This is a genomic window from Aggregatilinea sp. (assembly GCF_036822615.1).
GTDB lineage: Bacteria > Chloroflexota > Anaerolineae > Aggregatilineales > Aggregatilineaceae > Aggregatilinea.
On sequence record NZ_DAISHJ010000017.1, the window covers coordinates 1 to 12,709 of the forward strand.

16 protein-coding genes are annotated in these 12,709 nt (G+C 63.2%); 7 read left to right on the top strand and 9 right to left on the bottom strand.

Annotated elements, in window-relative coordinates:
* The 3 genes from V7116_RS07785 to panD all read left to right on the top strand — a co-directional run.
* Window positions 1–337: ketopantoate reductase family protein (locus V7116_RS07785; protein WP_324391333.1), on the top strand; the 337-nt coding region annotated here is incomplete at its 5' end.
* 34 nt (window positions 338–371) lie between these two features.
* Window positions 372–1,232, top strand: a complete 861-nt coding sequence (gene panC / locus V7116_RS07790) for a pantoate--beta-alanine ligase (RefSeq protein ID WP_324391334.1) — start codon at window positions 372–374, stop codon at window positions 1,230–1,232.
* 28 nt (window positions 1,233–1,260) lie between these two features.
* Complete coding sequence (gene panD / locus V7116_RS07795) at window positions 1,261–1,635, top strand: aspartate 1-decarboxylase (RefSeq protein WP_324391335.1); 375 nt, start codon at window positions 1,261–1,263, stop codon at window positions 1,633–1,635.
* Window positions 1,636–1,717: 82 nt separating this feature from the next.
* Here the strand turns inward: panD and V7116_RS07800 are convergent, their stop codons facing one another.
* From V7116_RS07800 to V7116_RS07820, 5 genes are all read right to left on the bottom strand, one after another.
* A complete protein-coding gene (locus V7116_RS07800; RefSeq protein WP_324391336.1) occupies window positions 1,718–1,942 on the bottom strand; it encodes a YgaP-like transmembrane domain in 225 nt (74 codons plus the stop codon).
* A gap of 114 nt (window positions 1,943–2,056) precedes the next feature.
* Window positions 2,057–2,824, bottom strand: coding sequence for a hypothetical protein (locus V7116_RS07805; protein WP_324391337.1), 768 nt, complete (start codon window positions 2,822–2,824; stop codon window positions 2,057–2,059).
* 142 nt (window positions 2,825–2,966) lie between these two features.
* The gene (locus tag V7116_RS07810) at window positions 2,967–3,755 is read right to left on the bottom strand and encodes an anti-sigma factor (RefSeq protein ID WP_324391338.1); all 789 of its coding nucleotides are present in this window, start codon (window positions 3,753–3,755) and stop codon (window positions 2,967–2,969) included.
* A gap of 42 nt (window positions 3,756–3,797) precedes the next feature.
* Complete coding sequence (locus V7116_RS07815; RefSeq protein WP_324391339.1) at window positions 3,798–4,373, bottom strand: sigma-70 family RNA polymerase sigma factor; 576 nt, start codon at window positions 4,371–4,373, stop codon at window positions 3,798–3,800.
* A gap of 136 nt (window positions 4,374–4,509) precedes the next feature.
* A complete protein-coding gene (locus V7116_RS07820; RefSeq protein ID WP_324391340.1) occupies window positions 4,510–4,929 on the bottom strand; it encodes a hypothetical protein in 420 nt (139 codons plus the stop codon).
* A gap of 265 nt (window positions 4,930–5,194) precedes the next feature.
* On the opposite strand from V7116_RS07820, the gene V7116_RS07825 reads away from it, so the two are divergent.
* Window positions 5,195–5,797, top strand: coding sequence for a uracil-DNA glycosylase (locus tag V7116_RS07825; RefSeq protein WP_324391341.1), 603 nt, complete (start codon window positions 5,195–5,197; stop codon window positions 5,795–5,797).
* On the opposite strand, the gene ligD is transcribed toward V7116_RS07825, so the two are convergent.
* The 3 genes from ligD to V7116_RS07840 all read right to left on the bottom strand — a co-directional run bounded on the left by ligD (window position 5,790) and on the right by V7116_RS07840 (window position 8,084).
* Window positions 5,790–6,692, bottom strand: coding sequence for a non-homologous end-joining DNA ligase (gene ligD, locus V7116_RS07830; protein WP_324391342.1), 903 nt, complete (start codon window positions 6,690–6,692; stop codon window positions 5,790–5,792). The two genes, V7116_RS07825 and ligD, sit on opposite strands and share 8 nt — an antisense overlap.
* 22 nt (window positions 6,693–6,714) lie before the next feature.
* Window positions 6,715–7,374, bottom strand: a complete 660-nt coding sequence (locus V7116_RS07835) for a phosphoribosyltransferase (protein WP_324391343.1) — start codon at window positions 7,372–7,374, stop codon at window positions 6,715–6,717.
* A 233-nt stretch (window positions 7,375–7,607) separates the two neighbouring features.
* The gene (locus tag V7116_RS07840; protein WP_324391344.1) at window positions 7,608–8,084 is read right to left on the bottom strand and encodes a hypothetical protein; all 477 of its coding nucleotides are present in this window, start codon (window positions 8,082–8,084) and stop codon (window positions 7,608–7,610) included.
* Window positions 8,085–8,319: 235 nt separating this feature from the next.
* Here V7116_RS07840 and V7116_RS07845 point away from each other — a divergent pair, with 235 nt between their 5' ends.
* Entirely contained in the window at window positions 8,320–9,171 is an 852-nt protein-coding gene (locus V7116_RS07845) for a hypothetical protein (protein WP_324391345.1), read from the top strand.
* Window positions 9,172–9,254: 83 nt separating this feature from the next.
* Here the strand turns inward: V7116_RS07845 and V7116_RS07850 are convergent, their stop codons facing one another.
* Window positions 9,255–10,091 (bottom strand): hypothetical protein, encoded by an 837-nt coding sequence (locus tag V7116_RS07850; protein ID WP_324391346.1) that lies wholly within the window; start codon window positions 10,089–10,091, stop codon window positions 9,255–9,257.
* 237 nt (window positions 10,092–10,328) lie between these two features.
* On the opposite strand from V7116_RS07850, the gene V7116_RS07855 reads away from it, so the two are divergent.
* Both V7116_RS07855 and V7116_RS07860 read left to right on the top strand, forming a co-directional pair.
* On the top strand, window positions 10,329–11,258 hold the full coding sequence (locus tag V7116_RS07855; RefSeq protein ID WP_324391347.1) for a proline dehydrogenase family protein: 930 nt from the start codon (window positions 10,329–10,331) through the stop codon (window positions 11,256–11,258).
* A 45-nt stretch (window positions 11,259–11,303) separates the two neighbouring features.
* Window positions 11,304–12,563: a diaminopropionate ammonia-lyase gene (locus V7116_RS07860; RefSeq protein WP_324391348.1), complete on the top strand. Its 1,260-nt coding sequence runs from the start codon at window positions 11,304–11,306 to the stop codon at window positions 12,561–12,563.
* Window positions 12,564–12,709: the final 146 nt, after the last annotated feature.

Below are 12,709 nucleotides of genomic sequence, written 5' to 3' on the forward strand. Positions count from 1 at the left end.
GCTGCGCGTACAAAACGGCGTGCTGCTGGACTCCGCCTGGGCGCACGATCTGATGGTCGAGTCCGCGCGCGAAGTGGCGGCGGTCGCGGCGGCGCAGGGCGTAGCGCTGCCGTTCGCGGACGCGGGCGCTTACGCGGAGCGGGCCGCCGAGATGGCCGCGCTGAACCGCTCGTCGATGCTGCAAGACGTACTGCGCGGCGCGGCAACCGAAATCGAGATGATCAACGGCGCGGTGATGCGCCTGGGCGCGGCGTCGGGGATCGAAACGCCCGCCGTGCGCACCCTGTACCGGCTGGTGAAGGCGCTGGAAGACACGGCGCAGAGACGAATCAGGTAGCGGCAGGGCCGCAGAACCGAAGGACAAGAACACCATGCAAGTCGTGAAAACCGTAGAAGAGGTGCGCGCGGCCCGCTGGACCGATCCCTACCTCACCTGGGGCCTCGTGCCGACGATGGGCACGCTGCACGAAGGGCACCTGTCGCTGGTGCGGCGCGCGCGGGCCGAAAACGATCGCGTCGCGGTCAGCGTGTTCGTGAACCCGATCCAGTTCAACCGGCGCGAGGACCTCGACGCCTACCCGCGCCAGCTCGATCACGATCTGGGGCTGCTCGAAGCGGAAGGCGTGGATCTGGTCTGGGCCCCCGACGAAGACCAGATGTACCCGCCCGGCTTCCAGACCTACGTCAGCGTGGAGGAGATCACGCAGCCGCTCGAAGGCGCGGCGCGACCGGGGCACTTCCGGGGCGTGACGACCGTCGTCGCCAAGCTGTTCAGCGTGATCGAACCGAAGTACGCCTACTTCGGGCAGAAGGACGCGCAGCAGGTGGCGGTCATCAAGCAGATGGTGCGCGACCTGGGCTTCAACCTCGGCATCGTGGTCTGCCCCATCGTGCGCGAGCCGGACGGGCTGGCGCTCAGCAGCCGCAATCTGCTGCTTTCGCCCGACGAGCGGCGGGCCGGGCTGGTGCTCTCGCGAGCATTGAACGCCGCGCGCGACACGTGGATGGCGGGCCAGCGCGACGCGGAACACCTGCGCGCGACCATGCGCGCGATCATCGAGGCCGAGCCGCTGGCGCGCATCGACTACATCAGCGCCGCCGACCCGATCACGCTGCGTGAGATCGACGGCGAGGCGACTCACGCGCTGCTGAGCATGGCCGTATTCGTCGGCAGCGTGCGCCTCATCGATAATCTGGTTATTGGATACGGCGAAGCGGACCTGCAAAAATAGCGGTCGCGCAGAACCAACGGAGAGATTCATGCAAGTTTCAATGCTCCGGGCCAAGCTGCATCATGCCCGGGTCACCGACGCCAACATCGAGTATGTGGGCAGCATCACCATCGACACGGATCTGCTCGCGCAGGTGAAGATGATCCCCTACGAGCAAGTGCTGGTCGTGGACGTCGAAAACGGCGCGCGCTTCGAGACGTACATCATCCCCGGCGAGGCGGGCAGCGGCGTGATCCAGGTCAACGGCGCGGCGGCGCACCTCGTCAACCTGGGCGACCGCCTGATCGTGATGGCCTTCGGGCTGGTCGAGTTCCCGCCCATTGCCGACTGGCAGCCGCAGGTCGTCGTGCTCGACGCGCACAACGCGGTGCTCTCGGTCGAATCCGAAGGGCGCTACGCCTGATCGACAGCATTTCGTCCGACACAAAAAAACCGCCGGATCGTGCGTAACGATCCGGCGGCTGTGGTTTAAACTCCGGTCGGAATCAGGAGCGGCTGCGAATATCTTTTCCGCCAAACGGCATCCCAAAGAGCGGCGCGAACACGCAGAAATCGAACAGGCCTGCCAGCAGCGGCACCAGCCCTACGATCGCCAGGATGATCCCGCCCGTGTCGCCGACAACCGCCAGCCCAACCACGACCAGTACGGCGCCCGCAACAATGCGCACGATCCGTCCTGCCGAGCTTGCCAAGAAATTAATGAGCGCCATGGTCCTTTGCTCCTCAGTTTAAACTTCCAACGACCTTCACTTCTTTAGATGAGGGTCTGTGCAAAAAGACTCATGCGGGCGCGCACGATCGACCTTTTCGCCGCTGGATTCCGATCAGGCCAGCCACGCGATGTGCACGACGACGAGCAGCGCCAGCGAAACGAGCGCCGTGATCAGCACTGGCGGGATGGGCTTCTCGTACCGCTGGAGCACCCCCGCCTGCCCCAGTGAGGTCAGCACCCCGAACAGCGCCAGAAAATTGTGGAAAACCAGCGTACCGTAGATATCCCGCGAGACGAAGAAGAAGATGCTCGTCGCCAGCCCGACCACCGTCAGCTTAGCGATCATCGGGACCGTATTAAACGGCGGGCTGTGGGCTGCGTGGTACAGACCGAACAACAGCGCAGCAATCAACGCCGCCAGGACAACCGGCACGGGCACGTCCGAATCGTTGAGGCGCGTTTCGGCCACAGTGCCGACCACCGCCCAACACACCATGACCTCCGCCGCAGAGACGATCCACACCTGGGCGAAGCCGTTTAGCAGCACGATGGGATGGCGCGACGGCAGCTTCTGCACGAACAAAAACACGACACCCAGCACCAGAGCCGCAGCGACGGCCAGCAGGGCATGGGGCAGATCGGCAAACCCCGCCTTCGAGGCGTCGAAGTCGCTCTCCACCACCAGCGCCCGCAGAACCCACCCCGCGAGCAGCAGGCCGATGAGCAAATTGGCGACCACGTTGTAGGTCAGCCGGAGGCGAATGGCTTCCGGACGCAAAAGTGTTCGCAGCCGCCCTTCCAACAGGTAGGTTGCGACCGTCCAGACACCGTACAGGAGCAGTGCGCTCAGTAAAGCATGCGAGCTGATCGAAGATGTCATGATCGTGTTCCCCCTTATCCTTCTACTTTACGCCTACCAACAACGCTTAGGGAAGGGCACACAATCATGTTTTCGGGGGCAAACCGGCAGCCTTTTGGCGCAGCTTACGCCCTCTGGCAGACAGGGGGCAGCGATTCTGCGCTCAGGAGCTGAGCGGCACGAGGAAGACGCGCGGTCCGGTGGGCGCGTCTTTGAGCGGACTGCCACCATCCGGCTCCAACGAAACCCCGAACGCCTGATAGTCGGCCACGGGCCTGTCGAGCGGCACGCGGATATAGGTCGCATCGTCTGTGCCGGGGCGGAACAATCCGCCGCTCACCCGGCTGCCGCTCTGGTCCACCAGCCACAACTGGAAGGTTTGGTCCCGCTCGATTGGCGGAAGCTGCGCCACGCGGATCACGGCTTCGCCCCCGTCGGGCGTCACGACGAGATCGCCGGTTACGGCGTCGGAGACGTCGCCGGGAACCACGTCGAACCAGCCCGCGCCGTCTTCGGCGGCGATGCGTGCGTATGCCTCCGCCGCATTTTCCGCAGGCGCGGCAGCAGGCCGGATCAGCACCAGCCCCGCCACGATCACCAGCACCACGGCGGCGGCAGTCAGCAAGGCCGTGCGTCGCCAGCGCCGGTGCAGCCGCAGCGTGCGCCCCGCGTTGGAGAGCGTAGGGGGCGGCTCAGGCGCGGAAACGGCAGTAGGCGAGGCGGACGATCGCTCAGCCGCCAGCCGCGCCCGCAGATCGGCTTGCAAGTGCGCCGGGGCGGGCTGCACCGGCGCCATCATCACGAGGTGATCCGCCACCTGCCGGTAATCGTCCAACAGGGATTGCGCGTCCGGATGGGCGCGCAGCCACGCTTCGAACCGGTCCTTTTCGTCCGGATCTAGCGCATCCAGCGCGTACGCTGGGATAAGGTCATACAGGTCTTCGTGTTCCATCGTCCAGGCGTGATAACTTTCACGATACTCCGTTACAAGACTCTACGATTGATCATTAGATGCCGGATCTGTGAAGGGGTCGTCAATCCAGGCAGCGCGCAGTTTTTCCATGCCCAACCGGATGCGCGTTTTGACCGTGCCCAGCGGCAGCGCGATGTAATCTGCGATCTGGCTGTGCGTCATGCCGTAGAAATAGGCCAGCTCGATCACCTGGCGCTGCTCCTCCGGCAGATCCTGAATGATCACCTTCATCAAGCGCGGCAGATCCCCGTCACGATTGGCACTCAGCGCATTTTCCCAGTGCTCGGTGCTGCTGTCGATCCACAGCGTTTCCAGGAGCGGATCGCGGCGCTGTTGGCGGAACGTATCGATCGCGATCCGCCGCGCGATGGTCAACAGCCATGTCACGAACGATCCCTTCCGGGCGTCGTACAGCGCGGCCTTATGCCACAGCCGCATAAACGTATCCTGCGTGACTTCCTCCGCGGCCATCGTATCGTTCATGATGCGATAGGCCACCGAGTACACGAGGCTGGCGTAACGAGCATGCAGCGCCAGCAGCGCATCCTCGTCCCCAGCCTGGATTCGTTCAAGCAAGCTTAATACGGGTTGGTCCATCAGACTCTTTTTCGCGCTGCGGGTTTGGGTGTAAACACACTATAAACTATAGCATGAGTTCCGCCCGGCCAGATGCACCCCGGCACAAAAAAGCCCGGCGGGAGGGCCGGGCTTGCGTACACGACGTGTTATCCCATTACGACGCGAGGCTTGCCGGAGTCTGTTCCTCACCGGACGGCGTGGGCAGGGGTACAACCTCGCTGCCCGCTTCCATTGAGTCGAGATCCTCAGCGATTTGCATCAAGTTATTGCGGAACATCCGCACCGTTTCGGTCAGCGATTTTACCTGAGTTATGTAGACGCACTGCAAGTCAAGGTGGCCGTCACGCATACCGTCATCGGCATACGAATCGGCAGCCCGCTGCGCCTCTTGTGGATTGTTGAACGGACCGGCCAGCGCGCGCCAGCGCTCGTTGCCCCATCCGGGGCGTCCCAACACGAACCACTGCGGGGCGCGGCGCATTTCGGCTTTCCATAACTTCCACTGCTGCGGCGTCAACTGGCTGAAGGTCAGCGCCTGGGCGATTTCGTCGAGAGTAGGGCCTTCTTCGGACATCGTGCCGCCTCCTTAAGCTAACCCCGACCAACAATAAGGGCGAGGCCTCTCAACACCGAGGCGTCGCCGTGGAGTTAGCCTTGCGACCCGTCCGCCTGCCGACCGTAGTCCACTCCCCGCCAGGGCTAACAGGTCCGGGGTCGCGCTGCGTTTACAAAGTAAATTATAACAGGATTCGAACATCTTTAACTGGGGCATACTATACGAAAAAGAGCACTCTCCGGTTATAATCAGTACGGATGTTCTAACGCCACGAGGAAACCACATGACCGAATCACGTATTCAAGAGTTAGGAAAAATCGCCGCCGAACTGCGCGACTTCAAGGAGTCGCCGCTGTACGAATACCGGATCGAAAACGACTATCTGCCGGTCATCGGCTCCGGCGACCCGAACGCGGCTATCATGTTCATCGGGGAAGCGCCCGGCGAAAACGAAGCCGAAAGCGGGCAGCCGTTCGTCGGTGCGGCGGGCCGCGTGCTCGACGAGCTGCTGGCGTCCATTGGGCTGAAACGCGAGAACGTCTACATCACCAACATCGTCAAAGATCGCCCGCCCAAAAACCGCGATCCGCGCCCGGTCGAGGTCGAGCTGTACGCGCCGTTTCTGGAACGGCAGATCGCCATCATCCAGCCGGAAGTCATTGCGACACTGGGGCGGTTTTCGATGGAATTCGTGCTCGATCTGCTCAAAATGCCGCAGCTAGGGCAGAAGATCGGGGATCTGCACGGGCAGCAGTTGGAAGGCGCTGCCGGATACGGCAAAGTGACCGTCGTGCCGCTGTACCATCCGGCGTCCGGTTTTTACAACCGGAGCCTGCGCGCGGCAATGGAAGAGGACGTTCTGGCGCTGAAGCCGTTCGTCAAGTGATCAGCGCGTCGAGCGCGCGGCGCGGCCCCTCCAGCGAGACGGCGTGATCGGGCATATCCCGCCACGGATCGGCCTTCTGCGCCAGCCGCCGGAATACGTTGGCGATCGTGACCTGTTGGGGCTGCGCGCCGCTCAGCTCGTCCCAGTCGAGCGGGGCTGCAATAGGCGCACCCTCCTTCGCGCGCACGGAATAGGGCGCGACGGCGGTGTGCGCGTACGAGTTGCGCAGCGTGTCCAGAAAAACGCGGCCCTGGCGTTTGGCCTTGCGCTGTTCGGTCGTGAGGTGATCGGGATCGTGCCGCGCCAGCAGATCGGCCATATCGTGCGCAAAGTCGCGCACGGCCTCGAAAGGCTGTTCGCGCTTCAGCGGCGCGGTGACGTGGAAACCGCTGGATCCGGTCGTCATCACGAACGGGACCAATCCCAGCTCGCGCATCAAGTCACCCACCGATCGCGCCGCGCGCCGCACATCAGCGAGATCCGCGCCGGATGGATCGAGATCGAAAATGAGGCGGTCGGGCGTATGGAGCCGGTCGGCGCGGCTGAGCCACGCGTGAAACGTGATCACGCCCTGGTTCGCCAGATAGACCAGCGACGCCGCGTCGTTCACCAGGACGTGTTCGACGTAGCCGCCTTCCTTGTCTACCTGGACGCGTGCGATCCAGTCCGGGAAATAGTCGGAAGCGTTCTGCTGGAAAAATCCGTCTTCCCCGATGCCTTCGGGAAAACGGTGCAGGGTCAGCGGGCGATCGTGCACGTAGGGCAGCATCGTGTCCGCGATACGCCGGTAGTAGTCGAGCAGCGCCCCTTTGGTGATGCCTGATTCGGGGAAATAGATCCGGTCGGTGCTCGTCAGCACGATCTCGTGCGGCCCAGTTGCCAGATGCTCGCTCATCGACGCCTTCTTCCCTGGCGCATCAAACGCCCGCCTGCTCCTCGTTGGCCTGTCGCAGCAGGCGGCGAACGTCACCGTCGCTCACCTGCGAAAAATCCTCATACCACAGGCCGACCGCCGAAAACGGTTCTGGCGTCACCGCGCAGATCACCTCATCGGCGTCGTCCCGCAGCAAGCGGCACGTTTGCTCCGAGGCCGTCGGCACGGCTACAACGATCCGCCCGGGATCGTGCTGGCGCACGGCCCGCGCCGCCGCACGCATGGATGCCCCGGTCGCCAGCCCGTCATCGACCAGGATCACCGTCTTGCCGCGCAGATCGGGAAACGGACGGTGGTCGCGGTACGCTTCTTCGCGGCGCTCCAATTCGCGCTGCTCGTGTGTCGCGACCCGCTTGACGATCGCGTCCGGCAGGCTGGCGCCGAACATGATGTCGCTGTTGAAGACCTTCACGTCTCCCGAGGCAATCGCGCCAAACGCCAGCTCTGGATTGCCCGGCACGCCGAGCTTGCGCACCACGAACACATCCAGCGGCGCACGCAGCGTCCGCGCTACTTCAAAAGCCACTGGCACCCCGCCGCGCGGCAGCCCCAGCACGAACGTATCGCTGCGCCCCACATATGCAGCGAGGTGGGATGCCAGCAGCCGTCCCGCCTCTGCCCGATCACGAAATCGCAGTTCCATCCCGTCTACCCTCCAGCTACCAACTCGCTTATCCGTTCATTCGCTTCTTCCCCGCTGCGAATTTACAAACCGAACTATACATAGTCTAGACAGATGCAGCGTTTGCGGCATGAGGCAGTCAGCGGATTTGGGGGTAGCCGGAGCGGGCACTTCGCGTATAGGCCGGGTGGCCCGTGGCCCGGTTCAGCCGCAGCCGGAAGCCTTCTCCGCCCAGTCATAAAACGCCGGGAATTCTAAAGCTGGTCGTCCGTGGGGAGTGTGTTGTAGTCGCCGGCATAGCGGGCCGAGTGCGTGACCAGGGCGGTCTGAGCATACTCCGCGCGATCGTCGTCGCACTTGACGCAGAACAGAATCTTGCCTTCTTGCACGCCGCTGGCGAACGCCTCGGCGACCGTATCGGGAATCGACAGATCGACCAGGGCCGCGCGCAGTCCGCCGCCCGTTCCCGGCGCAGCAGCGGATTTTGCCAGCATCGTTGCCAACGTCCCCGCCGCGATCACCGGGCCGGAACCGGTCAGCGGCACGGGCTGTTCCCCGGCGGTCACCTGGTCCAGGGTGGCGGTGCCGTCCCCTTCGTCCTGGCCGTTTTTGGCTACCGACTCTTGCAGCAGTACATTGATCTGGTCGGACGCAAAGTCGCGCTCCAGCAGTCCCTCGACCGCCGACTTCGCATCCTTGTACGTGTCGAACATCGCAAAAATGGTCTTCATGGGGAGGATCTCCTTACTTCGTATGTTGTCGTTTCATCCGGTCAGTTTCATCGTCCCAGCACGCCTCGGTTTCCGTAACGCATAATACGTCTATCCAAACCTTAGCACGCCGCACCCGCGCCAGCAATTGAGCTGCGCGGCGGCGCGATGGGACTAATGGGCGCTTGTAGCGCATCAAGGCTCGGGCTAGAATGCAGATAGAATCAACGCCGGGGCGTATTACCAGGAGTGGACCATGCGCCGTTACCTGTTCCTGATCGCAGTCGCCGCATTCAGCGCCATTCTGGCAGGCTGCGGCAGTGCATCCCGCCCGGACGACACTGCGTCGGACCCGGGCTTGGATCGTCTCGATTGGGAACACGACGCGGCTACCATCATCGTCCGGCTGGATATTCGCGAAAACGGGAATACGTCCGCCAGCAACCTGAACGCCATCCCGCCCTGCACTGTCTGGGGCGATGGTCGCGTGGTCTGGGTGACGCGCGGTGACAGCGGCGAAGAGGAAGTCCTCGAAACGCGCGCCACGGACGACGCGATCCGCACTTTCCTCGAAGACATCATCAACCGTGGGTTTTACACCTGGGAAGATGAACTGGTTTCCTCCGATCCCAACGCAGGCGTGACGCAGTCGCTGACCGTGTACCTGTACGACGATGTGCGCACGGTGCAGCGCGCGACCAACTGGCCCGAAAACGGTTTCGACCTCATTCTGGAAAAGTGCCAGCAGCTCAGCCCGACGCCGGTGCTGGTGCTGCCGTGGGGCGGCTGGGTGAGCGCTTATCCGGTCGCGCGCGACGACCGTCTGCCGCACTGGTATTGGCCCGAAACGCTCGACTTCACGCCCGCCCAGATGGTCGCCAACGGCGAAGCGCGCTGGCTGCGCGGTGATGCGGTTGCGGAGATCTGGAGCATGCTGCGCGAGACGGTCAACCGGCCCCAGGTGATCGGCCCGGACGAGCAGGCGTACCAGCTCGCGCTGGTCATACCCGGCATCTCGCGCGATGCCGCTGCCCCGCCCCCCGGCGAAGATCAACCCCTGCCCACGCCGACGCCGCAGGCTACCCCCACCACCGCAGAAATCATGTAGCGCGTGTTTCCACAGGGGCGGATCTGTGTTTGGCTTTGCTTGCCCACGCCCTCGAAACGAACGGCTGATAGCTGCGCCGCCGTTTAGCTCTCTGCAGGCTGTACGGGCGGCTGTGGGATCACCGCGCGCCAGACCCGCGTGGCCGGGTGCACGAACAGGTAATAAATGGCGAGCAGGCCGCTGAAGCTCACGACCAGCGTGTACAGGATCAGGCTGGTACGATTCTCGTCGCGCACGTGGCTGAAGTGGTCGAGGAAGGGCAGAATCAGCACGATATCGTAGGCCAGAAAGCCCAGAAGCTGCCCGCACGCGTTCTGCCAGCGCGGCACCAGGACCCCGTGGGCGAAGTACACTGCGGCCCCCATGAAGACCCAGCCATACACCACCGACACCTCGGCGCGCAGCGTCCAGGGGAAGATGTTGGGCCGCTTGGAGATCAGCGCCGCCGCGACGACGATCAGCACGATGGTGAAAAAGGCGAAGGAAACACGTACGGGCAGCAGCGTGCGGCGCGCGTCCGTGTACTTGAAGCGCAGCGCCCACAACAGCACGCCCAGATTCAGCAGGACTTGCGAGCCGCATACCAGCGCGCCAACCAACAGCCGCCGGTCGTCCTCGGACTGGTAACTTTGCAGCATGTAGATGCCCGCCCCGCTCCACACGACGAGCAGGTTCAGTGCGCCGGAAACGATCGCCGCGTACGACTCGGTGAGGCCGATCCAGAGGGTGGGGGCCGCCATAGCCGCGAAAATGGAGGACAGGAAATAGGTCGAGAGGCGCGACAGGTCGCCGGTGTTGTAGTACCCACCGGACCAGGGCCAAAGGTTTTGGACCCACGACGCCTGCGCGTAAAACGCGATAGCCAGGACGAGTTCAGCGATTCCCCAGGCGATCACCAGGTAGCGCATAACCTTGAGCATGGGTCCCCCTAGCGACTCTCAATGGTTTTATAACTTAACCTATTATTTTATCATCTCTATTTTAGTTAAGTAAAGTGGCCCCTCTGCGCTGTACTGCCGGATCTCGCCGCTGCGCCCCACGCACGTCCGGGCGCGAGTGCCATTTGGAGGCGTTCGAACTGCCGAAGTCCCTATTGTGGGCAGCTTGGCGGAGGGCTTACAATAGGGCGCACTATCGGCTCGCGAAGGACTTGTGTCATGCTGCGTTCGTCATTTCTTTATCTGTCCGAGGCCACATGGGCCAAATCATGGATCATGCGCCTGAGCATCGCTCAGCGTACCGCCTATCGTTTTGTTGCAGGGGACACTCTTGACGACGCGCTTGCCGTCACCCGCGCCCTTAACCAGAGAGGGATCGACGTCACGCTGGACGAGCTTGGCGAAAGCGTCTTTGACGAGGCCAGCGCCCTGTCAACCACCGATTCCTACCTCAAGGTGCTGGACACCATCGCCAGCAGCGATGTCAGCGCCACAGTATCGCTCAAGCTCACGCAGCTTGGGCTGGACATCCGCGAAGACCTGTGCATGGAGAACATGCGGCGCATCCTCACCCGCGCGCGTGAGCTTGGCAACCACATCACCATCGACATGGAAGGCACGTCTTACACCGATGCCACCATCGGCGTGTTTCGCGCCCTCCGCGCCGAAGGCTTCGACAACGTCGGGATCGTGATCCAGGCCTACCTGTACCGCAGCGAATCCGATCTGCGCGCGCTGGCGGAAGAAGGCGCGTTCGTGCGGCTGTGCAAGGGCGCCTATAAAGAACCGCCGGATCGCGCCTTTGCCGAAAAGACCGATGTGGACGCCAATTACGTGCACCTAGCGCAGATGTTCCTCACCAAAGAAAACCTCGCGCGCGGCGCTTACCTGGGCGTAGCAACCCACGACGAAGCCATGATCCGCGCGGTTCAGGAGCACGTCAAAGCGAACGATATCCCGCTCGACGGCTTCGAGTTCCAGATGCTCTACGGCATCCGGCCCCGGCTCCAGCAGCAGATTCACGACGACGGCTACCGCATCCGCCTGTACATCCCGTACGGCACGCAGTGGTATCCCTACTTCATGCGGCGGCTGGCCGAGCGGCCGGCGAACGTCTGGTTCGTACTCAGCAATTTCTTCCGCCGCTAATGCGGCATCATCCATCCGGTTTTGAGATAAGGTAGACCACACAACATGCCACACAACGAAGACCCGCTTTTCCCCGTCCATTGGATCGCCAACCCGCGCGCCAAAGCATTCACGTCCAGCGCGGCGGTCGATCGAGTTGTTCCGCCCGGCATCGGCCAGGCCGCGCGCAGTTTTCACCGCCAGATCCCCGGCTACCGCATGAGTCCCCTCAAGAGTCTGTCCAACCTGTCCCGCATGCTCAATCTGGGCGGGATCTGGGTCAAAGACGAGTCGGTGCGGCTGACGCTCAACTCGTTTAAGGTGCTCGGCGGCTCGTTTGCGATCTATAACTTCGTGCGCCAGCGCCTGGGCATGGAAGATGTGGAACTGTCTTTTGCCGATCTGACGTCCCCCGCCATGCGCGAGCGGCTGGGCGACATCACCTTTGCCGCCGCCACCGACGGCAACCACGGACGCGGCGTCGCCTGGGCGGCGCGTGCGCTCGGCTACAACGCCGTGATCTACGTGCACAAGTACACCAGCCAGGCGCGCATCAAGGCCATCGAAACCAACGGCGGGGAAGTGCGCGTGGTGGACGGCACCTACGACGACGCCGTGCGCCAGGTCGAGAGCGACGCACGCGCCAACGGCTGGCAGGTAATCTCGGATACGTCCTGGGAAGGCTACCAGGACGTGCCGCGCTGGGTGATGCAGGGTTACACCACCATGCTGGTCGAGGCGCAGGAACAGCTCGCCGCGCAGGGCATCATCAAGCCGACGCACATCTTCGTGCAGGCGGGCGTGGGCGCGCTGGCCGCCTCGGTGATCGGCTACTACGCGCAGTTGTTCGGCGCGGAGAAGCCCATCTCGGTCGTGGTCGAGCCGCGCACCGCCGCGTGCTGCTACCGCTCCGCCGAGGCGGGCGACGGTACGCCACGCAGCTTCCCCGGCGACCTGGATACGATGATGGCCGGGTTGGCCTGCGGCGATCCCAGCCCGATCGCGTGGGACATCCTGTGGGACTGCGCCGACATGTTCATGGAGTGCCCGGAATACGTCGCGGCGAAGGGCATGCGCGTCTACGGCGTGCCGCTGGCGGGCGATCCGTTCATCATCTCCGGCGAATCGGGCGCGGTGTCGCTGGGCGCGCTGATGTTCATCATGGAGCGGGAAGAACTGCGCGAGCTGCGCGAACAGCTCAAGCTCGATCACCACTCCCAGGTGCTGCTGATCAATTCCGAGGGCAACACCGATCCGAACCACTTCCGCCGCATCGTATGGGATGGCGCGGAGCCGGTTCCGGGCGAATACAAGGAATATCACTAGGCAGCGGTTAGCCGTTAGCGGCTCGCTGGAACGTAAAACGCACTCGGGTGTAGGGGCAATTCATGAATTGCCCCTACAGTTCGATCTGTAGGAGTGCATTGCGATACACCCCTACAATCGACCCCGCCCGACCCGACTTTTCGTTT